Origin of the sequence: Burkholderia sp. Tr-20390 (assembly GCF_017104595.1) — a bacterium.
In the GTDB taxonomy this organism is placed as follows: Bacteria; Pseudomonadota; Gammaproteobacteria; order Burkholderiales; family Burkholderiaceae; genus Burkholderia.
In genome coordinates, this window is record NZ_JAAGPC010000014.1 from 1 (window position 1) to 21,485 (window position 21,485).

Here is a 21,485-nt window from a genome sequence, read left to right on the forward strand (position 1 = left end):
GCCGCCGGCCGGGCCGCGTATACATCGCCCGCCGCCGCGGCGGGCTCGCGATGAAACGCGAACGCCAGCGGCACGCGCGCCGAGCGCATCCCGTGCCGCATCGCGACGCCCGTTTCCGCCGGCCCGACGAACAGCATGCCGTCGTCGGCCAGACGCGCGTCGAGCGAGCGGATCACGCGATCCTGCGCGTCGCGATCGAAGTAGATCAGCACGTTGCGGCAGAACACGAAATCGTAGCGAATGCCGGTATCCACGGCCGGTTCGACGAGGTTCGACTGACTGAACTGCACGCACGCGCGCACGCGCTCGTCGAGCAGCCAGCCATCGCGGGTCGGCGTGAAGTGCCGCGCGCGAAACTCCGTCGCGGTGCCGCGGAACGCATTGCGCCCGTAGCAGCCGAGCCGCGCCTGCTCGATCGCGCGCGTGCTGAGGTCGATCGCGTCGATCGTGAAGCTGGCCGGGTCGAGCCCCGCGTCGAGCAGCGCCATCGCCGCCGAATACGGCTCCTCGCCCGTCGAGCACGGCGCGCTCAGCACGCGGATCACCCGGCCGGGCAGCGCGGCGAGCCGCTCCGTCGCGAGCCGCGCGAGCGTCGCGAAGGCCTCGCGGTCGCGGAAAAACCAGGTCTCGGGCACGACGAACAGCTCGATCAGCGCACGCCGCTCGTCGGCCGATGCGTTGAGCTGCTGCCAGTAGGCGTCGAGCGCGTCCTGCGTGACGGGCGGCCGCGCCGCCGACGGCAGGCGCTCGCCGTCCGCCTGCAGCGCGTGCACGCGTTCCGTCAGCGCGCGGATCAGGAAATCGTTGCCGAGCGAATCGGGGTCGATGCCGGTCTCGCGCAGCAGCCAGCCGCGAAATCGCGATTCGGACTCTTTCATGCGGACTCTCCTCCGTGGCCCGGCAGGCCGTCGAACAGATACAGGCGCGCGACGTCGTCGACCAGGTCGGATACCGATACCTGCTGCACGACGCCATCGGGCGTATTCGCGACGGGCCCGAGCCAGCGCGTGCGTGCGGTCGAGATGCCGCTCGAGCGGAACGCCGCGCGGTCGATCCGCATCGTCTGCGTCGCGCGCTCGACGATCAGCCCGATCGTGCGCTCACCGCCCGCTTCGTCCGCGCGGTAGCGGACCATCACGAGCCGCGTCGAGCGCAGCGCATGGGCGCGGCGCCCGAGCGCCAGCATCGGCACGTCGATCACCGGCACCGGCTGGCCGCCGCGCATCAGCAGCCCGGCGATCCAGTCGGGTGCGCCGGGCACGGCCTTCGTGACCGCGAGCGGCAGCACCTCGTCGATGCCGGCTGCGTCGAGCGCATAGCGCCCGCCATCGAGCTCGAACATCAGGAACAGCGCGTGGGCGCCGTTCTGCGGGTCGGCGCGCGTCACGCGTCGACCTTGAAGCGCGACACGCTGGTGCGCAACTGGTTCGCGACGAGCGTCAGGTCGTCGATCGCCTGCGACGACTGGCGCAGCGACTCGGCCGTCTGTTGCGCAGCCTCCGACAGCTGCGACAGCGCCTGCGTGATCTGCTCGGCGCCGTTCGCCTGCGTCTGCATCCCTTCGTTGACCATCTGGAAGCGCGGCGCGAGCGTCTGCACCTCGGCGATGATCTGCGACAGCTGCCCGCCGACCTGCTGCACGTCGAGCATCCCGCGGCGCACCTCCTCGGAGAACTTGTCCATCCCCATCACCCCCGCCGACACCGCCGACTGGATTTCCTTCACCGTCTGCTCGATGTCGTAGGTCGCCACCGCCGTCTGGTCGGCGAGGCGGCGGATCTCGGTCGCGACGACCGCGAAGCCGCGGCCGTATTCGCCGGCCTTCTCGGCCTCGATCGCCGCGTTCAGCGACAGCAGGTTGGTCTGGTCGGCCACCTTGGTGATCGTCGCGACCACCTGGTTGATGTTCAGCGCCTTCTCGTTGAGGATCGCGAGCTTCGCGTTCACCGAACCGGCCGCGTCCATCACGCTGCGCATCGTCTCGCCCATCCGCGTGAGCCCGCTCTGGCTCACGCCCGCGAGCGTCGCCGACTGCTCGGCCACGCCGGCCACCTCGTTCATCGTGCGCAGCAGGTCGCGCGACGTCGCGAAGATCTCGCGCGAGGTCGCGCCGATCTCGGTCGTCGTGGCCGCGGTTTCGTTCGCGGTCGCCTGCTGCTCGCGCGACGTCGCCGCGATCTCGGCCACCGACGTCGTCACCTGCAGCGACGATTGCTGCGCGCGGGCGACGAGCTCGGTCAGCTCGTCGGCCATCCGGTTGAAGCCCGTCTCGAGCGTGCCGAATTCGTCGCGGCGGCGCAGGTCGAGGCGGCGCGTCAGGTTGCCGGTGCGCATCACGTCGTGCACCTCGACGAGCCGCGCCATCGGGACGGTGACCGAGCGGTACAGCAGGTAGCCGAGCCCGAGCGCGGACAGCAGCATGATCGTCAGCGCGCCGACGAGCACGACTTCCGTGTCCTGCACGGATTCGCGGATCAGCTTCGCGGACTGCTCGGCGAACTTGCGGTTTTCCTGCACCAGCACGTTCGCGTTGCGCACGACCTCGGTCCACGCGGGCAGCACTTTCGCGTACGCGGCGACGGCCTCCTCGCGCGACACGCGGCTCTTCTGCACGGCGTCGTTCAGCAGCGGCACGTAGTGGTCGAACGCGCCGCGGAACGCCGCGAAGCGCTGCCGGTCGTCGTCGCGGAACGTCGTGCTCTGATAATCGACCGACAACGCCTCGACTTCCTTCAGCGCATCGGCGATTTTCGCGAGATCGCGATGCACGCTGTCGGGATCGGTTTCGACGAACGTCGCCTGCTGCAGCAGCATGAACGATTCGTTGACCGAACCGCGCAGCGACGACGCAAGGTAGACGCCCGGCAGCGAGTCGCGCTCGATGCTGACGGCTTCGCTGTTGATCGCGCGCAGTCGCTCGTAGGACACGCCGGCTGTCACCAGCATCAGCACGAACAGCACGCCGAAGCTGAGCAGGATGCGATTGCCGAGCGTCAGCCGGGCAGCGCCGATCGTCGGATGCAGGCTTTCATTGGTCGCGCGGGGCGTCACGGTGGCCATGTTCGTTATGGGCTTTATAAAATCAGCGTTGAAAAAATCCACGCCCGCCGGCGCGCCGGACGGCGCGCCACGAGCACATCAGGGTCTCTCGGGCAGCGCGGCGCCGGCAGGCCGCGCCGCGACATCACCGCTCCGCTTGCGCCGGCAGCCGAAGCGCGACCATGAAGCCGCGCGCCGTATTGCGCATCAGGATCTGGCCGCGATGCCGCGCCGCCGTCGCGCGGACGAACGCGAGCCCGAGGCCGAAGCCGCCGCGCGCCGCGCCGTGCGCGGATTCGAGCTGCACGAACGACTCGGTCGCGGCCGTGCGCTGCTCCGGCGCGATTCCCGCGCCGGTGTCCTCGACACCGATCAGCCAGGCGCCGTCCTCGCTGGCCAGCGTGCAGTGCACGTCCGTGCCGGCCGGGCCGTACTTCAGCCCGTTGTCGATCAGGTTCGCGACCGCGCGCGTCAGCATCATGCGGTCGCCCATCGTCACGCATTCGGTATCGGGCACGTGCGCGGCGACCCGGCTACCCAGCCCGGCCGCCTTCTCCCACAGCTGGTCGACGGCGTCGAGCACGATCTCGTTGAGACTCACGACCTCGTGCGCGCGGCGCTCCGACTGCGCGCGGGTCAGGTGGATGAAGCCGTCGGCCAGCGCGAGCGCGCGCCGTGCATGGCCCGCAATGCGCTCCATGATCGCCGGCATCTCGCCGTGCTCGGTCCGGTAGACGTCGAGCAGCGCGAGGATCGACGTCTGCGGCGAACGCATGTCGTGCGACAGGAAATCGAGCGCCTCGTCGCGCTGCCGGGACATCAGGTAAGAATTCGAGTGATAGCGGATGCGGGCAGCCAGCTCCATCGCGTCGGGGAGCTTCACCAGATAGTCGTTCGCGCCGGCGATGAACGCCTCGCGCTTGACGATCGGCTCCTCCTTCGCGGACAGCACGATGATCGGCACGCGAGCGGTGCCGGCGTCCGCGCGCCACGCGCGGACCAGATCGAGGCCGTCGATCTCCGGCATCACGAGATCCTGCAGGATGACCGTCGGCTTCACGTCGCGCGCGACCGCCATCGCCCGGTGCGCGTCGGTGCACACGTGCAGGTCGATGTCATGTTCGCTGCGCAGCGCGCGGCGGATCACCTCGCCGACGAACGGTTGATCGTCGACGAGCAGGACCGATAACCCCGATTCAAGACAATCCGAGGCATTATCACCGCTCGATTCTTTCATAAATACAGTTTCAAACGCCGATTCTCCAATCGATTCTTTCATAGGAGTTGTTTATCAGACTTGGACGCTATCTTAATTCAGCGGTTGAAAACCCCGCCTGATTCCGCCGACTTGGCCTGTCGGCACCGCCTTGCAGGGTTTCGGACGCCGATTTCTCCCCGTTGGCGGCCGTATTACCTCCGCATCCTTTCTCTCAATAAACATAACCGGCTGATTCTAAATGAAATTAGAACACAGCATCTATCTCAATCCGGTTTAGTTTTGCCAAATATGCAGAAACAGACGGAAACAGTTAAATCGGATCATTTCCGGATTCGAAACACGATAACGTTTGCGAGACCCGCGCGATAAGGCTTGCATGCGCTGCAAGGCTGGCTGCCGCCGCATTTGAGGGCCGGATGAATATCAGCCAATCGGGGGCGCTCGAAAGAAAAAAAGCGCGCCGGGCAACGATCGGCCGGGCGCGCTTCGGGCCGGCTGACGCCGGCCGCTCGATGGCGATGTGACGGAGGTGTGCGGCCTTACCCGCGCGCGTGCTGCGCGGACACTTCCTGCAGGTCGAGGTCGCGTTCGAGCGCGTGCAGCATCTCGTCGTGGATGCGCCCCGAACGGTGCAGGCGCAACAGTTCCGCGCGCCCGGCCCGGATCGCGGCCAGCACGACGTCGTAGTGCGCGGCACGCACTTCAGCCGGATACGTCGGCTCGTTCTTCGCCCTTTCCGTCAATTCCGCGCGATACGTGTACTGCTCGAGCAGGCGCGGATGGATCACGACCCCGTTCTCGTCGCGCACGAGCGGCTGGATCGCCGCAAGCTGCGCCGCCTCGACGTATGCCCACGTCTGCGGCTCGGTCAGGTGGTGCGACGCGCGTTCTTCACGCTGCGGCAGGCGCAACAGCCGGATCAGCGGCCCGATCGTCGTGCCCTGCAGCAGCACGGTGACGAGGATCACCGCGAACGACGCGACCAGGATCACGTCGCGGCCGGGCATCGCCTCGGGCAGCGACAGCGCGATCGCCAGCGTGACGACGCCGCGCATCCCGGCCCAGCTCATGATCGTCGCGGCCTTCCAGTCGGGCGCTTCGCCGCGCCGCGCGATCCCGCGCACCGGCCACTTCAGCGCCTCGACCGCGTAGATCCACACGAAGCGCGACACGATCACCGCCGCCAGCACCGCGAGCATCGGCGGCACCATCGTGGCGAGCACCTGCTCGAAACCGCCGAGCCGGTGGATCGCGCCGCGCAACGACAGCCCGATCAGCACGAACACCATCGCTTCGAGCAGGAACACGATGACCTGCCAGAACGCGGTGCCGCGCGTGCGCACCGCCGCCGAGAACACCTCGTGCTGATGCCAGCCAACGATCATGCCGGCCGTGACGGTGGCGATCACGCCGGACACTTCGACCATTTCCCCGGCGATATACGCGATCCAGCCGGCGATCACCGCGACGGTGATCACGAGATAGTCGTCGTCGAGCAGCTTCAGGAACCACACGACGAGCTTGCCGACCACGAAGCCGACCACCACGCCGCCGAGCCCGAGCTCCGCAAAACCCACGACCGCGTGGCCGAGGCTGAAGGTGCCCGACAGCGCCGCGACGACCGCGAAGCGGAACAGCACGAGGCCGGCCGCATCGTTCAGCAGGCTTTCGCCTTCGAGCAGCACCATCAGCCGGCGCGGCAGCGCGACGCGCTCGAGCACGGCCTTCGCCGCCACGGCGTCGGGCGGCGACACGATCGCCCCAAGTGCGAAGCACGCGGCCCACGGCAGCGACGGCGCCACCCAGTGCACGGCAAAGCCGACCGCGAACGTCGTGAACACGACCGCGCCGATCGCGAGCAGCAGGATGCCGCCCACGTTGCGCTTGAACTCCTCCCACACCGAGAAGTACGCGCCGTCCATCAGCAGCGGCGGCAGGAACACCAGCAACACCAGTTCCGGATCGAGATTGATCGGCGGCAGGCCGGGAATGAACGCGATGCCGATGCCGCCGATCAGCAGCGCGGCCGCGGGCGGCAACCGTAGCCGCTTGGCGATGCATTCGAGCGCGACGATCGCGAGAAATGACAACAAAACCAGCTTGAATGCCGAGACGGGGGACATGAATCGACCTCGTGAAGAATGAATTCGCGCGTTCCGGTGTCGTACCCCGGTCGGCAGTTTCGCGCGATTACATCACGAGGCGAGGCCCGTAGTCGAGCGCGTTCGAGCCGCCCGCCGTGCGAGGCGGTCACGATGCGGGCCCGGCGCCGGCCCAATGCGTGCGGCGCCATGAAAAACGGCACGCGGGCCGGCCCGATCGCCCGCCCGCGTGCCGTCGCGGCACCCGCGCCGCCTGCCCGCTCGTTACCGGCGCCGCACGACCATCAGTCGCGGCTCGGTCATGTCCTCGATCGCGTAGCGGATCCCTTCGCGGCCGAGGCCCGAATCCTTCACGCCGCCGTACGGCATGTTGTCGACGCGGAACGACGGCACGTCGTTGATCACGACGCCGCCGACCTCCAGCTCGTCCCACGCGCGCTGCGCATGCGCGAGCGAATCGGTGAACACGCCGGCCTGCAGCCCGAAGTCGCTGTCGTTCACGCGCGCGAGCGCGTCGTCGAACCGGTCGAACTTCTCGAGGATCGCGACCGGGCCGAATGCCTCCTTCCGGTACAGGTCCTGCTCGTACCCGACGTTTTCCAGCAGCGTTGCCTCGAACATCGCGCCATCGACCTTGCCGCCCGCGACGATCTTCGCGCCCGCCGCGACGGCCGCGTCCATCCAGCCCGACAGCCGGCGCGATTCGGATTCGGAGATCATCGGGCCGACGAACGTCGACGGATCCTTCGGGTCGCCCATCTTCAGCGAGCGCGTCTTCGCGATCAGCTTGTCGCGCAGCGCGTCGTACAGGTCGGCATGCACGAGGATCCGCTGCACGCCGATGCAGCTCTGGCCCGACTGGTAATACGCGCCGAACGCAAGGCGCTCGACCACGTAGTCGAGCTGGTCGCGCTGATCCACATCGACGATCGCGGCCGCGTTGCCGCCGAGTTCCAGCACGACTTTCTTCTTGCCAGCCTTCTCCTTCAACGCCCAGCCGACGGCCGGCGAACCCGTGAACGACAGCAGCTTGAACCGCTCGTCGGTCGTGAACAGGTCGGCGCCGTCGCGATGCGCGGGCAGCACCGAGAATGCGCCCTTCGGCAAGTCGGTTTCCGCGAGCACTTCGCCAATGATCAGCGCGCCGATCGGCGTGCGGCTCGCCGGCTTCAGCACGAACGGACAGCCGGCCGCGAGCGCGGGCGCGACCTTGTGCGCCGCGAGATTCAGCGGGAAGTTGAACGGCGAGATGAACGAGCACGGGCCGATCGGCACGCGCTTCGTGTAGCCCGTATAGCCCTGCGCACGCGCGGAGATCTCGAGGTTGATGATCTCGCCGTCGATACGCACCGATTCCTCGGACGCCACACGGAACGTATCGATCAAGCGCGTCACTTCGCCCTTCGAATCGTTGATCGGCTTGCCGGCCTCGATGCACAGCGCCTCGGCCAGCTCGTCGAAGCGCTCGCGAAAGCGCGCGACGCAATGGTCGAGCACGGCCTGACGCTGGTAGGCCGGCAACTCGCGCATCGGCTTCGCGGCATCGACCGCCGCGCCGATCGCCGCGTCGATGGCCTTCGCATCGGCCAGCGCGACGCGTGTCGCGACCTTGCCGCTGAACTTGTCCGTCACGTCCAGATCGGTGTTCGCGTAGACGGCTTCGTTGGCGAGGTAGTACGGATAGGTTTCCTTCAACATGGAACGACTCCTTCCTGTGAACGTGGCATTCAGAGTTGCGCCGACAGGCGCTTGATCTCGCGGTTCAGCACGCGCTCGTTGTCCGAATAGTCGATCGGCACGTCGATCACGTGCACGCCCGGCGACGAGAAACACTCGCGCAGCAGCGGTTCGAGATCGTCGGCCGATTCGACGCGATGCCCGTGCGCACCGTAGCTTTGCGCATACGCGACGAAATCGGGGTTCTGCAGCGTCATCGCGAAATCGGGGAAATTCATGTTCTCCTGCTTCCAGCGGATCATCCCGAACGCGTCGTCGCGCAAGATCATCACGACGAGGTCGAGCTTCAGCCGCACCGCGGTTTCGAGCTCCTGCGAATTCATCATGAACCCGCCGTCGCCGCACACGGCGATCACCTTGCGCTGCGGATGCACGATCTTCGTCGCGATCGCCGACGGCAGCCCCGCCCCCATCGACGCGAGCGCGTTGTCGAGCAGCAGCGAATTCGGCTCGTGCGCGCGCCAGTAGCGCGCGAACCAGATCTTGTACATCCCGTTGTCGAGACAGACGATGCCGTCGACCGGCATCGCGTTGTACAGATCGTTGACGATCCGCACCGGATACATCGGGAAGCGCGAGTCGTGCTGCCCTTTCTGCAGATGCGCGTCGAAATGCTCCTTGATCATCCGGAAGCGCTCGAAATCCCAGTGCGATTGCGGCGTCACCGCTTCCTTCATCTGCCACACCGCGTTCGCGATGTCGCCGACCACCTCGATCTGCGGGAAATAAACAGGATCGACCTGCGCGCCGAGGAAGTTCACGTGGATCACGGTCTTGTCGTCGGTACGCATGAAGAACGGCGGCTTCTCGATCACGTCGTGGCCGACGTTGATGATGCAGTCCGCATGCTCGATCGCGCGGTGCACGAAATCGCCGTCGGACAGCGTCGCGTTGCCGAGCCACAGCGGATGCGTCTCGTCGATCACGCCCTTGCCCATCTGCGTCGTGAAGAACGGGATGCCTGTCTTGTCGACGAATTCGAGCAGCATCTTGCAGGTGGTCTTGCGGTTGCCGCCCGCGCCGATCATCAGGAGCGGATGGCGCGCGGCCTGGATCGCGTCGACCGCATGCGCGACCGCCTTCTCCTCGGCCACCGGCCGCCGGCTGTAGCTGCGCGGGATCGGCTTGCCGTCGCCCTCCTCGTGCGCGATGTCTTCCGGCAGCTCGAGGTGCGCGGCGCCCGGGCGCTCTTCCTCCGCGCGGCGGAACGCCTCGCGTATGGCCGACGGGATGTTGCCGATCGACACGATCTGCCGCGTGAACTTCGTGAGCGGCTGCATCATGTCGACCACGTCGACGATCTGGAAGTGGCCCTGCTTGCTGGACTTGATCGGCTTCTGCCCGGTGATCATCAGCATCGGCATGCCGCCGAGCTGCGCATAGGCGGCGGCCGTCACGAAGTTCGTCGCGCCGGGCCCGAGCGTGGCGATACACACGCCGGTGCGGCCCGTCAGGCGGCCGTAGGTGGCGGCCATGAACCCGGCCGCCTGCTCGTGCCGGGTCAGCACGAGCTTGATCTTCGATCGCCGCAGCGATTCGAGCAGATCGAGGTTTTCCTCGCCGGGAATGCCGAACACATACTCGACGCCTTCGGCTTCCAGCGCCTTCACGAACAGATCCGATGCTTTCATGGGGACTCTCGGTTGATGCCGCCTGCCCGGCCTACGGACACGCAGCGTTCAGAACGCGCGCCGGCCTACGGCACGCGGACGCTTTACCTACTGGACACAAACCACGGCACTGCCCGCCGCGCAGCACGCGCTGCATGGCGGCGCCTCCGGATACCGGAGGACAAACGGATCCGCCCGCGCGCGGCAAACACGCACGGGCGGCAAGGACGTTTTTGATTGTAGACGGATTCGGAAGATCCCGACTTCGGCCGAACGGCCATTTGGCACACAAGCAAAGCGCGTGGCCCTACTGTAGCGGCATCGAAATTCAACCCATCAAACATGTGAACCATGGTTGACACATTGCAATCCATGCCCTACAGTGCGCCTACGTTCAGCATCCGGACCACCGGCGTCTTCGACACCTGGTTTGCCGGCCTGCCGGATCGCGTCGCGAAGCGCCGCATCCAGGCACGCATCGACCGCCTCTCGATGGGCAATCCGGGCGACTGGAAGTCCGCCGGCTCGCCGGTCGTCGAGATGCGGATCGACCACGGCCCAGGCTATCGCATCTACTACGTTCGGCGCGGAACGATCTGGGTCATCCTGCTCTGCGGCGGCGATAAATCGACGCAACAGGCCGACATCCGCGCCGCGCACGCGATGCTCGCGCATCTCGACATGGAGTAACCGATGGACAAGATCAGCACCCGGCCCTGGGATTCGGCCGATCATCTGAAAACCGAAGACGACATGGCCGACTACTTCGAAGCGTGCCTGCAGGAAGCCGGCGACGATCCGGCCTTCATCGCGCATGCGCTCGGCGTGATTGCACGGGCACGCGGCATGTCGCAGGTCGCGCGCGATGCGGGCCTGTCGCGCGAAGGGCTGTACAAGGCGCTGTCGCACGACGGCAACCCGAGCTTCGGCACGATCCTGAAGGTCATCAAGGCGCTCGGCCTGCAGCTGCACGGCGCGAAAGCGCACGCATGACGCGCGGGCGCGGCCCGTCTCGCCCGCCGCGCGATACCTGTGGCCGTGTCAGTGCAGCCAGCCGGCCGCCCAGCGCGGCACCAGCGACACCAGATACAACCCGAGCCCGATCAGGCCGCCGACCAGCGTGCCGTTGATGCGGATGTATTGCAGGTCCTTGCCGATGTTCAGCTCGATCTGCCGCGACATCTCGCGCGCGTCCCAGTTGCGCACCGTGTCGCGGATGTGGCGCATCAGGAAATCCGCGAAATCCGGCGCCATCTCGTGCACGGCCTTCTCGACGTGCTCGTTCAGCGACGCACGCAATGCCGGGCTCTCCGCGAGCCGCGCACCGAGCCAGCCGCCGAGCATCGCGGCCTGCCGGTGCAGCGCCGAATCGGGGCGCGCGAGATCGGCCTTCAGCCACGCGCGCAACTGGTCCCACAGGTCGCGCACATAGTCGTTGAATGCAGCGCCGTCGCGGACATAGCGCTTGATCTCCTCGCCCTTCTCGATGAACGCGGGATCGTGCTTCAACCGCTCGGTCAAGCGCACGACCGTCCGGTCGAAACGTTGCCGCAGCTCATGCTCGGGATCGGCCGCCACGCCTTCCAGCACGCGGCTCACCGCGCTCGCGAGCATCCGCGCGCCGTTCTCGCCGAACCACTGCGTCGGCATGATCTTCTCGACCTTCGGGTACTGCGTCTTCAACCATTCGACGATGAAACCCGCGATCACCTCGCGGTTCTCCTCCTTGTCGAGCACGTCGACCACCTGTTCGATCGCGTCGTCGAGCAGCGCCTGGTGGCGGCCGTCCTTCGTCAGCGTGTCGAGGATCGCGCCGGCCGATTGCGACAGGTCGATCCGGTCGATCACCGCGCGAAACGCGTCGTGCACGAACGACTGGATCCGCGCGTCGTCGGTCATGTCGAGCGCGAAACTCATCAGCTTCGTCACGTAGCCGCCGAGCGCCTCGGTGTTCGCCGGCTCGCCGAGCCACGCGCCGAGTTTCTGCGCGGGATCGTGCTGGCGGATCTGCGCGGCGAGTGCGTCGGGGCCGAGGAATTTCTCGCGCACGAACACCGCGAGGTTGTCGGCGATCTTGTCCTTGTTCTTCGGAATGATCTCGGTGTGGCGCGACACGAACGGGATCGGCACGCGGCGAAACAGCGCGACGACCGCGAACCAGTCGGCGAGCGCACCGACCATCGCGGCCTCGGCCACGGCCTTGACGCCGTCGACCCACGGGCCGCGCGGCAGCAGGATCGTCGTGACGAACACCGCGACGGCGGCCAGCAGCAGCCACAGCGCGCGGCGCTTGCTGCGTTTCAGTTCGAGAGCTTTGTCTGGCGTCATGGGCAACGGGTCGGGCGAACGATGCCGCTAATATGCACCGGTTGCGGGGCTGCCGACAAACATTGCGGCACCCTTTGCGCGGGCAGCGCCCCGCCAGAGCCGACCGGCGGAGCGCGCACGGCGCCGGCCGGCATCGCTGCCGCATGCCGGCCCGGACGACCCAGCGCCCGCTACATGAACGTCTTCAGGTTCACCGCCGGATCCGCAAGCTTCACCGGCTCCGGCACCGCCCCCGCCGCGATCAACCGGCGCGATGCGCCGATGTCACGCCCCAGGTTCGCCGCCGCCACCGCGACGATCCTGCCGTCATTCCCCAGGCCGAACACCGTGAACGGCCCGTTCGCCGGATCGCCGCGCACGACGATCGTGCGCTCGCTGCCGAACAGCCCGAGCATCTGCAGGTTGCAGTCGTACTGATCGGACCACAGCCACGGCAGCTCGGCATAGGTCTCGTCGGCGCCGAGCAGGTTCGCGGCCGCAACCGCCGGCTGGTTTTCGGCCACCTGCCACGATTCGATCCGCACGTGACGCCCGAGCAGCGGATTGAAGTGCATCGTCACCTCGCCCGCCGCGAAGACCGCGGGATCGACCGTGCGGCAGCCCGCGTCGACGCGAATCCCGTTGTCGACCTCGAGCCCGGCCGCCTGCGCGACCTCGACATTCGGCACCACACCGATGCCGACCACGACGAGGTCGGCCGGCACGTCGCCGTGATCGGTCTCGACGATCGCGCCGCCGCCCGGTGCGCGACGGATCGCGCGCGGCAGCGTCGCCATCTGGAAGACCACGCCGCGCGCATCGTGCAACCGATGCGCATACGCACCGACCACTTCCGGCAACGCACGCTGCAGCAGGCGCGGCGCCGGATCGATCACCGTCACGTCACACCCGAGCTGGCGCGCCGCCGCCGCGACCTCCAGCCCGATGAACCCGCCGCCGAGCACCGCCACGCGGCGGCCCGGCGCAAGCTGCGCGCGCAACGCACGTGCATCGTCGACCGTGCGGACGTAATGCGGCGTGACGCCTGCATCGATCTCACCACCGAACATGCGCACCCGCGAACCCGTCGCGAGCACGAGCCGCGCATAAGCCAGCGTCGTGCCGTCGTCGAGCCGCACGCGCTGCGCATCGCGCTCGATCGCATCGACACGCGTCCCCAGCCGCAACTCGATGCGCTGCGCGTCGTACCAGGCCGCATCGCGCACGAACGCACGCTGCTCGCCGCCGTCCGTCAACAGCGCATCCTTCGACAGCGCAGGCCGGTCGTACGGCAGCGCGCGCTCCGCGCCGATCATCACGATGCGCGCCGCCGGGTCGCGCTCGCGCAGCGCTTCGGCCGTGCGCCGCGCAGCATGCCCGGCGCCGACGATCACGAACGGATCAGCCGACATTGACTTCCACCTGCCCGTCGACGATCCGGATCGGATAGGTCCGCACCGGCTCCGTGATCGGCGCGCATTTCGGCGCGCCGGTGCGGATGTCGATCAGCCCCTGGTGCAGCGGGCATTCGACGCAGCCGTCCTCCACGTAGCCTTCGGACAGCCGCGCATGGCCGTGCGTGCAGAGGTCGTGCATCGCGAACAGTTCGTCGCCGATCCGGAACACGGCGATCGGTTTCTGGCCGGCGACGCGCGCGGCCGGTTCGTCTTCGGAGAATTCGTCGAAGGCGCCGAGCGGATGCCACTCGGCGAGCGTTGCTTCGGTCATGTCGGTTCCTTGCTTCCGTATCAGATCGGGGTGGCGAGCAGCGTCTGCACGCGCGACGTGTCGTAGATCACCCGCTTGGTCTTGTAGCGCAGCCCGTCCGGCGTGCGCACGACCGTGTCGTAGTACTTGCCGGCCTGGTACACGTTCGACTCGCCGTTGCTGCGCGTCTGCACGACGACGTAGTTGCTCTCGGTGTCGATCTCGCCGTCGCGTTCCGCGACGATCGTCAGGCCCGATGTCATGTGCCGGTACGTATGCTCTTCGTAGATGTTCGCGTGCCGCAGCGACACCACGCGGTCGCGCAGCATCCGCTGGTTCGTGCAGTGGACGATCCCGACCGGCAGCCCGAGGTCGGCGTTCTCCTTTGGCACGATTTCGTACGTGCAGTCCTCGGTGAACATCGTCGGCCACGCTTCGAGCCGGTTGTTGTCGAGGTGCCCGATATAGCGGTTCTGGAGCATGTAAATCTCGAACCACGTCTTCATGTCTTCCGTCAGGTTTTCCATCGTTCCGCGCTCCCGCTTCAATAGCCCATCAGCTTCTGGTAGCCGACCCAGAACTTGCGGATCAGGCTTTCGGTGATCACCGTGTCCTGCTGGTCCGGATTGCCGCGCGACATCTCGATCACCGACGTCGCGTCGCCGTCGCGCACCGTGCCGCGCTGCACGAGCTCGGTCGCCTCCGTGTCCTCCATCGAGATGTAGCCGGCCGGCCCGACGAGGTTCGCCTGCTTGATGCGCAGCGCGCGCAGCTCCGGCGTATCGTCCGCGTAGCCGAAGAAGTGGAAGATCAGTTCGAAGTTGTCCGGGCCTTTCGGCAGGATCTGCCGCGCGACCAGCGTGTTGTGGATCTGCTGGATCACGAGCTGCGGGAAGATCGGCTGGATATGGTTCGTGCAGTCCTCGTCGTATTCCGACACGAGGTCGAGAATCGATTCGTCTTCCAGATGAAAGCCTTCGTCGAACGAACGAATGTTCTGCTGCTTGTAGGCGGCCGACGTGTCGTCGCCCGTCTTCGTCACCGTGATGATGCTGTGCAGCCCGTGGTTCGCATCCGGAATCGAGCGCGCCTTCATCCCGACGCGGAAGATGTTGAAGGTCGTATGGAACAGGTGCAGCATGCTCGCGTGATACGGGTCCTTCACGTTCTCCATGTACAGCTTCCAGTTCGACTTCGAATACTGGCGGGTACAGCCGAGATACTCGATCGGCTTGTGGAAGATCCGGTCGATCCACGGGCGCATCTGCTCGCCGAGATAGTCGGGCAGCGGCATCACGTCGTCGCTGAAGGTGGCGAACACGAGCCCGCGATAGCTGTCGACGCGCAGCTTGCGCAGCCCGTGCTGCTTCGGGTCGAAGTCGGCCGGCATCCCGGACATCCCCTTCTGGCCGCGCCGAAACGGCACGCCGAGCAGGTTGCCGGAATTGTCGAAGCTCCACTGGTGATAGACGCAGGTGTGCGAGCTCGCATTGCCGCGCGACTTGCGGCACACCTGTGCGCCGCGGTGCGCGCAGCGGTTCACCCACGCGGAAAGCGTGCCGTCCTCGGTGCGCGTGACGACCACCGGCGTGTCGCCGACGAACGTGCTCTTGAAGTCGCCGGCGTTCGGGATTTCCGCTTCCAGCGCGACGAAGTTCCACGTCGGGCCGCGGAAGATGCGTTCCTGCTCGCGATCGTAGACCGCGCGCGAGCTGAACACCTTGTACGGCACGCGCGAGCCGTCGTCGTGCGGAAAGCTCACGTCGGACGCGTCGTCGCGCGCGGCGAAAACGACGGGCGATTCTGTCTGCTCCATGTCGGACTCCTTGTCGATCCGTTGCGTTGAATGCATGGAGCCGATTTTTGAAAAGCTAATATTCGCCGTCTATCCGGAAAGTGCGATTGCGGCGGCGCAATATCCACTTTCGGCGGATTTCTGCGCTAGCATGACGGCACACACGACCCGGCGCACGATCGCGACCCATTGATCGGATCGAAGCGCACGCCGTCCACACCAAGGCTGATGCCCATGTCCCCAACGTCGTTCGAGCCGCTCGCGCTGCGCGCGCACCGGCTGTTCGAATCCCGCGATCTCGACGAGACGCGCGAGCGGATCTCGCGCGTGATGCAGCCGCATGCGCTGCTGCCGAACGGCCGCACGCGGGGCGCGTCGCACATGGATTTCGTCCGGCTCGGCGGGCTCGGGATCGGCACGATCGCGTTCGGCGACGCGATGCGCGTGCAGGTCGACGCGGTCGACGGCTACTATCTGCTGATGTTCTGCCTGTCCGGCCAGGCCGAGGTGCGCGCGATGGGGCGGCAGCTCGGCGTCGACGGCCAGACCGGCGTGCTGTGTGCGCCCGGCGAACGCTTCGACGCGGTGCTGTCGGCCGATTGCGAGCAGTTCGTGCTGCGCATCGACGCGGCGACCGTCGGCTCGCTGACCGGCGACCCGCGCGCGACGCTCGATCCCGTGCTGCACGTCAGCGACGCCGCGCTCGCCGCGTGGCGCCAGCAACTGATGCTCGTCGCGCGCTCGCCCGAACTGCTCGAACGCGCGAACGCGAACCCGCGCGTCGCCTCCCAGCTCGAGCACCTGCTGATCGACCTGCTGATCGAAGGCCACCCGCCGTCCGTGCTGCAGGCGTCGCACCGCGACCCGGCGCCGGGTTTCGTGCGGCGCGCGCAGGAATTCGTGAATGCGCACTACGCGCAGCCGCTGCAGCTCGCCGATATCGTCCAGGCCGCCAACGTGCCGGAACGGACGCTGCGCGACGCGTTCCTGCAGTTCCGCGGGATGAGCCCGATGCAATACCTGCGCGCGACGCGGCTCGACCACGCGCGCGAGCTGCTGCGCGGCGCGATATCCGACCGGCGGATCGCCGATGTCGCGCTCGATTGCGGGTTTACGCACCTGGGGCGGTTCGCGATCGCGTATCGGGAAAAGTTCGGGGAATCGCCGTCGGAAACGCTCGACGGGAAGCGGTAACGTCGTCGCACATGCTCGCGCGGCCGGGGGCTTGCGTAACCGCCGAAACACTCGCGCCACAGCGCATGACATCGCGGCGCCCTCCCCCCATCTGCCAGTGTTTGCCGAAACAGACCGTTAGTTGCAATTCGAAGAAGTTAATGACAATCGTCAACCCGCCGGGACGATCATCTCCCGCGCAATCGCACAGAAGGCGGCCGTCACCGCGCTTTCGCCGTGCAGCCGGCGGCTCATGATGATCGGCGACGTCGCGGCCGGCTCCGGCAACCGCCGGTAGACCACGCCCTTCACGCGCACGCCCTCCACGCTCTCCGGCACCAGCGACACGCCGACCTGCGCGGCCACGAGCCCGAGCGCCGTTTGCAGCTCGCGCACCTCGTGAACGGCCGCCGGCACCAGCGCGCCGTCGCGCAGCGCCGAGAGCTGCTGATCGGCGAAGCTCGGCCGCGGCGTGCTCGGATAGACGATCAGCGTCTCGTTCGCGATGTCCGCGAGCGTCAGCGGCCGGGCCGGATCGGCGAGCCGATGCCCGACCGGCAGCGCCGCGATCAGCTTTTCCTCGATCAGCGCCTCGCGCACCAGCTGGTCGTCGTCGAAGCGCAGCCGGCCGAAGCCTACGTCGATCCGCCCGCCTTTCAACGCGCCGAGCTGTTCGAGCGTGAACATTTCGATCAGCGACAACTCGACGTCCGGCTGCGCCTCGCGAAACGCGCGGATCACGTCCGGCAGCGCGCCATACAGCGTCGACGGCACGAACCCGATCACGATCCGCTCCGACAACTGCGCGAGCCGCCGCGTCAGCGGGCCGAGCTCGTCGGCCTGGTCGACGAGGCGCTTCGCCTGCGCATAGAACACGCGCCCCGCATCCGTCAGTTTCAGCGGCCGCGCGCCGCGCTCGAACAGCGGCAGCCCGATCTCGTCCTCGATCGCCTGGAGCTGGCGGCTGAGCGGCGGCTGCGTCATGTGCAGCCGCTCTGCCGCCCGCGTGATGTTCATTTCCTCGGCGACGGCGATGAAGTAGCGGAGCTGACGCAATTCCATTTCATGCCTCAAAGGTATGGAAGTAGTCGGAAAGAGTGTTGGACGACGCGGGGCGGGAATTCCTACCATGTGCACCAACAGGAGGAATCGCATGATAGCAACTGCCGCCACCATCGAACGCATCGAGACCCTGCTCGTCGACGTGCCAACGATCCGGCCCCACAAACTGTCGGTCGCCACGATGAATTGCCAGACCCTCGTGCTGGTGCGTGTTCGATGCACGGACGGTATCGAAGGCGTCGGCGAGGCGACGACCATCGGCGGTCTCGCATACGGCGAGGAGAGCCCCGAAAGCATCAAGGTCAACATCGACACCTACTTCGCACCGCTGCTGCAAGGCATGGACGCGACTCGCCCGGGCGCTGCGCTGGCGCGCGCCCGCAAGCTGTTCCAGGGCAACCGCTTCGCGAAGTGCGCGATCGAGACCGCGCTGTTCGACGCGCAGGCGCGCCGCCTCGGCGTGCCGCTGTCCGAGCTGTTCGGCGGCCGCCGGACCGATGCTGTCGATGTTGCATGGACGCTCGCGAGCGGCGACACGCAGCGTGATATCGCGGAAGCCGAAGCGATGCTCGACGCGCGCCGCCACCGCGCGTTCAAGCTGAAGATCGGCTCGAACGCGGTGGCCGACGACGTCGCGCACGTGATCGCGATCAAGCGCGCGCTCGGCGAGCGCGGCGACGTGCGTGTCGACGTGAACCAGGCATGGAGTGAAACCGACGCAATCTGGGCCGGCGCGCGCTTGGCGGAAGCCGGCGTGAGCCTGGTCGAGCAGCCGATCGCCGCGACCAACCGCGCGGGGCTGAAACGCCTCACGCAACTGGCGCAAGTGCCGATCATGGCCGACGAGGCGCTGCACGGCCCCGTCGATGCATTCGCGCTCGCGCAGGATCGCGCGGCCGACGTGTTCGCGGTGAAGATCGCGCAATCGGGCGGCCTGCAGGGTGCGGCGAGCGTCGCGTCGATCGCGGCGGCGGCGGGCATCGAACTGTACGGCGGCACGATGCTCGAGGGCGCGGCCGGCACGATGGCGTCCGCGCAGCTGTTCAGCACGTTCGACTCGCTGAAATGGGGCACCGAGCTGTTCGGCCCGCTGCTGCTCACCGAGGAAATCCTCGTCGAGCCGCTGCGCTACGCGGATTTCAAGCTGCACCTGCCGGCAGCGCCCGGCCTCGGCATCACCTTCGACTGGGCCCGCATCGAACGGATGCGACGCGACGCCCGCTGATCCCCACACGACAACCGAAACCGGAGACACAGATGAACAAGCAAGCCATCGACGCACTGCTGAAGACCTTCGACGACGCCGCCGAGAAGCCGGGCAACCCGCGCGTGCGCGCGATCGTCAACCGGATCGTGAAGGACATCTGCTACACGATCGAGGACTTCGACGTGCAGCCGAGCGAATTCTGGACGGCGCTGAACTACCTGAACGAAGCCGGCCGCGAATTCGGGCTGATCGCCGCGGGCCTCGGCCTCGAGCGCTTCCTCGACGTGCGCATGGACGAAGCCGAGGAAAAGGCCGGCATCCAGGGCGGCACGCCGCGCACGATCGAAGGACCGCTGTATGTCGCCGGTGCGCCGGAATCGGTCGGCCATGCGCGTCTCGACGACGGCACCGATCCGGGCCAGACGCTGATCATGCGCGGCCAGGTGCTCGGCCAGGACGGCGCGCCGATCGCGAACGCACTGGTCGAGGTATGGCACGCGAACCATCTCGGCAATTACTCGTACTTCGATCAGTCGCAGCCCGCGTTCAACCTGCGCCGCTCGATCCGCACCGACGCCGAAGGCCGCTACAGCTTCCGCAGCGTGCTGCCGGTGGGCTACAGCGTGCCGCCGGGCAGCAAGACCGAGCAATTGCTCGACCAGCTCGGCCGCCACGGCCATCGTCCGGCGCACATTCACTTCTTCGTTTCGGCGGACGGTTATCGTAAGCTGACGACGCAGATCAACATCGATGGCGATCCGCATCTGTGGGACGACTTCGCCTTCGCGACGCGCGACGGGTTGATCCCGCCGGTGAAGCAGGCCGAAGGCGCGGAAGGCAAGCCGTATGGCGTCGACGGGCAGTTCGCGCTGATCGATTTCGATTTCTCGCTGCTCAAGGACAAGCAGGACGTGCCGGGCAGCGAAGTCGAGCGGGCCCGCGCGCAGGCGTGAGGCCTTCCGATTCGACGAACCGACAACGCAAGGAGTGCAGGATGCTGTTTCATGTGGAAATGACCGTCCGTCTGCCGACGGACATGGATCCGGTCAAGGCGGCCACGCTGAAGGCCGAAGAAAAGGCGATGTGCCAGCGGTTGATGAACGAAGGGACCTGGCGGCATCTGTGGCGGATCGCCGGGCAGTATGCGAACGTCAGTATTTTCGATGTGGAAAGCGTGCAGCAGCTGCATGACGTGCTGAGCCAGCTGCCGCTATTTCCGTATATGGAGATGGAAGTGCGGGCGCTGTGCCGGCATCCTTCTTCGGTGCGGGAAGATGATCGGTAAGCGGAGCTGCCAGCGCAGGTAGCCGCATCGCGGCCTCAGCTAAACGCTAAACGGGCAACCCGCAGTTTCATCCGGGGTCGCCCGCTTCATGCTGTGATTCACAGGTGCGGAGCGTATCGCAGCGCTCGCCCGTTGCCCAACACCATTTCGCGACTTCTGCGTACTCACCCTGTCGATAACTTGGTAGATGCACAACTTCGCGATGCGTCGTGCGACGGTCGCCTACATCGGCGTCTCGCCAAGATCGTCGATGTTCTTTCTGCCGCTACCGTTCATGACGCACGTGAAAACATCCTTCAACTGCGGCATCGACGCCACACCACCTGTGTTGTCAAGCTAACAGATACATCGCCGAGATCGCAAGCGCGACCATTGCCAAACAATGAAGCGCCAATCCTTGGACAGCAACCTCAAGACTGAATGACCTTCGACGTCTTACAAGTCGAACTAGCGCAGCAATGGCCCACACAAAAGAATAAGAGAAAGCACCAAAAATTATGAAAATGTCTCCTATTCCGACTGCCAAATCATTCCATCCACCTTGGTGCACTGCAGTGTGGTTCCATAAAATCGCAGCAACGACTACGAACACTTCAATACCAAAGGCGTATACCCAGTATTTCGGAGTTCTTTCTTTTCCGTTCATTCAACTCAACCTCATTTACAGCAGTTCAATCACGTCGACGAGCCAGCGTCTCTCGTCACCTTTCCCTCTTTTTTGACACATTCTCACTGCCAAGCAGAAGTTGATCGGTCAAGTCGATGCTCAACGGTCTATCCGGGCTTAATTTCGTCTTTTCCATTACGTATTTCCATCCGTCACCATTGCCTGGATTACGAAAGAACGCAATTACCGCGACGTATTTCGTATCGGCCTGCATTGGCTGCGATAGACTTGCTGACGCTGCGGGATTCAGCACGACCGCCATCGCGGCACGAATATCCTGTGCAAGCACTATCTTGTCGTTCTTCAGCAGATCGTCGTACGAAGCCGCATCGAACGCCCTGCGATCCTTCAGTTGATAGACGCGCACGGCAACCGACGTGGGCCGTCCTACGTCGTCCGGATTCAATGCGGCACGCGCAGTCAGATCGACATCAAGCACCTTCACCTGCTTGAAAAACACGGCACGATACGCATTCGACGATGCATCCGACACGGATTGCCACGCACCGCAACCTGACAGCAGCAACACGGCAGCGGCAGTGGCCGCACTCATTCGATAGAACATAAACACTCCG

The 21,485-nt window shown here is 66.2% G+C and carries 21 protein-coding genes; 6 read left to right on the plus strand and 15 right to left on the minus strand.

The window, feature by feature from the left end:
* The 7 genes from G3N98_RS06400 to G3N98_RS06430 all read right to left on the minus strand — a co-directional run.
* The coding region (locus tag G3N98_RS06400) for a protein-glutamate O-methyltransferase CheR (RefSeq protein WP_206147660.1) at positions 1–878 on the minus strand (878 nt) is incomplete at its 3' end.
* Positions 875–1,387 (minus strand): chemotaxis protein CheW, encoded by a 513-nt coding sequence (locus G3N98_RS06405; protein ID WP_089432330.1) that lies wholly within the window; start codon positions 1,385–1,387, stop codon positions 875–877. The genes G3N98_RS06405 and G3N98_RS06400, both read right to left, overlap by 4 nt.
* Positions 1,384–3,060, minus strand: a complete 1,677-nt coding sequence (locus G3N98_RS06410) for a methyl-accepting chemotaxis protein (protein ID WP_089432329.1) — start codon at positions 3,058–3,060, stop codon at positions 1,384–1,386. The genes G3N98_RS06405 and G3N98_RS06410 overlap by 4 nt, the downstream gene beginning before the upstream one ends.
* Positions 3,061–3,184: 124 nt before the next feature.
* Positions 3,185–4,318 (minus strand): hybrid sensor histidine kinase/response regulator, encoded by a 1,134-nt coding sequence (locus G3N98_RS06415; protein ID WP_206147661.1) that lies wholly within the window; start codon positions 4,316–4,318, stop codon positions 3,185–3,187.
* A 479-nt stretch (positions 4,319–4,797) separates the two neighbouring features.
* Complete coding sequence (locus G3N98_RS06420) at positions 4,798–6,381, minus strand: Na+/H+ antiporter (protein ID WP_089428076.1); 1,584 nt, start codon at positions 6,379–6,381, stop codon at positions 4,798–4,800.
* 243 nt (positions 6,382–6,624) lie between these two features.
* Positions 6,625–8,058 carry an aldehyde dehydrogenase family protein gene (locus G3N98_RS06425; protein WP_206147662.1) on the minus strand — a complete coding sequence of 478 codons (1,434 nt, stop codon included), beginning with the start codon at positions 8,056–8,058 and terminating at the stop codon, positions 6,625–6,627.
* A 29-nt stretch (positions 8,059–8,087) separates the two neighbouring features.
* The gene (locus G3N98_RS06430; protein WP_089428078.1) at positions 8,088–9,728 is read right to left on the minus strand and encodes an acetolactate synthase large subunit; all 1,641 of its coding nucleotides are present in this window, start codon (positions 9,726–9,728) and stop codon (positions 8,088–8,090) included.
* Between the two features lie 351 nt (positions 9,729–10,079).
* On the opposite strand from G3N98_RS06430, the gene G3N98_RS06435 reads away from it, so the two are divergent.
* Positions 10,080–10,397 (plus strand): type II toxin-antitoxin system RelE/ParE family toxin, encoded by a 318-nt coding sequence (locus G3N98_RS06435; protein WP_206147663.1) that lies wholly within the window; start codon positions 10,080–10,082, stop codon positions 10,395–10,397.
* 3 nt (positions 10,398–10,400) lie between these two features.
* On the plus strand, positions 10,401–10,700 hold the full coding sequence (locus tag G3N98_RS06440) for an addiction module antidote protein (protein ID WP_021157290.1): 300 nt from the start codon (positions 10,401–10,403) through the stop codon (positions 10,698–10,700).
* 48 nt (positions 10,701–10,748) lie between these two features.
* Here G3N98_RS06440 and G3N98_RS06445 read toward each other — a convergent pair whose 3' ends face one another.
* The 5 genes from G3N98_RS06445 to andAc form a co-directional block, all read right to left on the minus strand.
* Positions 10,749–12,035, minus strand: coding sequence for a DUF445 domain-containing protein (locus G3N98_RS06445; protein WP_175236991.1), 1,287 nt, complete (start codon positions 12,033–12,035; stop codon positions 10,749–10,751).
* A 170-nt stretch (positions 12,036–12,205) separates the two neighbouring features.
* Complete coding sequence (andAa, locus tag G3N98_RS06450) at positions 12,206–13,426, minus strand: anthranilate 1,2-dioxygenase system ferredoxin--NAD(+) reductase (protein ID WP_206147664.1); 1,221 nt, start codon at positions 13,424–13,426, stop codon at positions 12,206–12,208.
* Entirely contained in the window at positions 13,416–13,742 is a 327-nt protein-coding gene (gene andAb, locus G3N98_RS06455) for an anthranilate 1,2-dioxygenase ferredoxin subunit AndAb (RefSeq protein WP_006479527.1), read from the minus strand. The genes andAa and andAb overlap by 11 nt, the downstream gene beginning before the upstream one ends.
* 20 nt (positions 13,743–13,762) lie before the next feature.
* A complete protein-coding gene (gene andAd, locus G3N98_RS06460) occupies positions 13,763–14,248 on the minus strand; it encodes an anthranilate 1,2-dioxygenase small subunit AndAd (RefSeq protein WP_059521536.1) in 486 nt (161 codons plus the stop codon).
* A gap of 17 nt (positions 14,249–14,265) precedes the next feature.
* Entirely contained in the window at positions 14,266–15,537 is a 1,272-nt protein-coding gene (gene andAc, locus G3N98_RS06465; protein WP_089443061.1) for an anthranilate 1,2-dioxygenase large subunit AndAc, read from the minus strand.
* 213 nt (positions 15,538–15,750) lie between these two features.
* Here andAc and andR point away from each other — a divergent pair, with 213 nt between their 5' ends.
* Positions 15,751–16,710: an anthranilate 1,2-dioxygenase regulatory protein AndR gene (gene andR / locus G3N98_RS06470; RefSeq protein WP_089474369.1), complete on the plus strand. Its 960-nt coding sequence runs from the start codon at positions 15,751–15,753 to the stop codon at positions 16,708–16,710.
* Between the two features lie 150 nt (positions 16,711–16,860).
* On the opposite strand, the gene G3N98_RS06475 is transcribed toward andR, so the two are convergent.
* A complete protein-coding gene (locus tag G3N98_RS06475) occupies positions 16,861–17,751 on the minus strand; it encodes a LysR family transcriptional regulator (RefSeq protein ID WP_206147665.1) in 891 nt (296 codons plus the stop codon).
* A gap of 91 nt (positions 17,752–17,842) precedes the next feature.
* Between G3N98_RS06475 and G3N98_RS06480 the strand changes: the two genes are divergently transcribed.
* The 3 genes from G3N98_RS06480 to catC are packed head-to-tail and all read left to right on the plus strand — an operon-like array spanning position 17,843 to position 20,243.
* The gene (locus G3N98_RS06480; RefSeq protein ID WP_089428086.1) at positions 17,843–18,976 is read left to right on the plus strand and encodes a muconate/chloromuconate family cycloisomerase; all 1,134 of its coding nucleotides are present in this window, start codon (positions 17,843–17,845) and stop codon (positions 18,974–18,976) included.
* Positions 18,977–19,008: 32 nt separating this feature from the next.
* On the plus strand, positions 19,009–19,911 hold the full coding sequence (catA, locus tag G3N98_RS06485) for a catechol 1,2-dioxygenase (RefSeq protein WP_089428087.1): 903 nt from the start codon (positions 19,009–19,011) through the stop codon (positions 19,909–19,911).
* A gap of 41 nt (positions 19,912–19,952) precedes the next feature.
* Positions 19,953–20,243 carry a muconolactone Delta-isomerase gene (gene catC, locus G3N98_RS06490; RefSeq protein ID WP_105830058.1) on the plus strand — a complete coding sequence of 97 codons (291 nt, stop codon included), beginning with the start codon at positions 19,953–19,955 and terminating at the stop codon, positions 20,241–20,243.
* 331 nt (positions 20,244–20,574) lie between these two features.
* On the opposite strand, the gene G3N98_RS06495 is transcribed toward catC, so the two are convergent.
* Together G3N98_RS06495 and tssJ are read right to left on the minus strand one after the other, a co-directional pair.
* Positions 20,575–20,889 (minus strand): hypothetical protein, encoded by a 315-nt coding sequence (locus tag G3N98_RS06495; protein WP_206147666.1) that lies wholly within the window; start codon positions 20,887–20,889, stop codon positions 20,575–20,577.
* A gap of 55 nt (positions 20,890–20,944) precedes the next feature.
* A complete protein-coding gene (gene tssJ, locus G3N98_RS06500) occupies positions 20,945–21,475 on the minus strand; it encodes a type VI secretion system lipoprotein TssJ (protein ID WP_206147667.1) in 531 nt (176 codons plus the stop codon).
* Positions 21,476–21,485 lie beyond the last annotated feature (10 nt).

Excerpts from the sequence above, each read along its gene's own strand:
- andAc (WP_089443061.1), bottom strand. The coding sequence starts at position 15,537 with ATGGAGCAGACAGAATCGCCCGTCGTTTTCGCCGCGCGCGACGACGCG.
- G3N98_RS06425 (WP_206147662.1), bottom strand. The coding sequence starts at position 8,058 with ATGTTGAAGGAAACCTATCCGTACTACCTCGCCAACGAAGCCGTCTAC.
- G3N98_RS06480 (WP_089428086.1), top strand. The coding sequence starts at position 17,843 with ATGATAGCAACTGCCGCCACCATCGAACGCATCGAGACCCTGCTCGTC.
- G3N98_RS06430 (WP_089428078.1), bottom strand. The coding sequence starts at position 9,728 with ATGAAAGCATCGGATCTGTTCGTGAAGGCGCTGGAAGCCGAAGGCGTC.
- catA (WP_089428087.1), top strand. The coding sequence starts at position 19,009 with ATGAACAAGCAAGCCATCGACGCACTGCTGAAGACCTTCGACGACGCC.
- G3N98_RS06495 (WP_206147666.1), bottom strand. The coding sequence starts at position 20,889 with ATGAACGGAAAAGAAAGAACTCCGAAATACTGGGTATACGCCTTTGGT.
- andAa (WP_206147664.1), bottom strand. The coding sequence starts at position 13,426 with ATGTCGGCTGATCCGTTCGTGATCGTCGGCGCCGGGCATGCTGCGCGG.
- G3N98_RS06415 (WP_206147661.1), bottom strand. The coding sequence starts at position 4,318 with ATGAAAGAATCGATTGGAGAATCGGCGTTTGAAACTGTATTTATGAAA.
- G3N98_RS06440 (WP_021157290.1), top strand. The coding sequence starts at position 10,401 with ATGGACAAGATCAGCACCCGGCCCTGGGATTCGGCCGATCATCTGAAA.
- G3N98_RS06445 (WP_175236991.1), bottom strand. The coding sequence starts at position 12,035 with ATGACGCCAGACAAAGCTCTCGAACTGAAACGCAGCAAGCGCCGCGCG.
- catC (WP_105830058.1), top strand. The coding sequence starts at position 19,953 with ATGCTGTTTCATGTGGAAATGACCGTCCGTCTGCCGACGGACATGGAT.
- tssJ (WP_206147667.1), bottom strand. The coding sequence starts at position 21,475 with ATGTTCTATCGAATGAGTGCGGCCACTGCCGCTGCCGTGTTGCTGCTG.
- andAb (WP_006479527.1), bottom strand. The coding sequence starts at position 13,742 with ATGACCGAAGCAACGCTCGCCGAGTGGCATCCGCTCGGCGCCTTCGAC.
- G3N98_RS06475 (WP_206147665.1), bottom strand. The coding sequence starts at position 17,751 with ATGGAATTGCGTCAGCTCCGCTACTTCATCGCCGTCGCCGAGGAAATG.
- G3N98_RS06410 (WP_089432329.1), bottom strand. The coding sequence starts at position 3,060 with ATGGCCACCGTGACGCCCCGCGCGACCAATGAAAGCCTGCATCCGACG.
- G3N98_RS06420 (WP_089428076.1), bottom strand. The coding sequence starts at position 6,381 with ATGTCCCCCGTCTCGGCATTCAAGCTGGTTTTGTTGTCATTTCTCGCG.
- G3N98_RS06435 (WP_206147663.1), top strand. The coding sequence starts at position 10,080 with ATGCCCTACAGTGCGCCTACGTTCAGCATCCGGACCACCGGCGTCTTC.
- andAd (WP_059521536.1), bottom strand. The coding sequence starts at position 14,248 with ATGGAAAACCTGACGGAAGACATGAAGACGTGGTTCGAGATTTACATG.
- andR (WP_089474369.1), top strand. The coding sequence starts at position 15,751 with ATGTCCCCAACGTCGTTCGAGCCGCTCGCGCTGCGCGCGCACCGGCTG.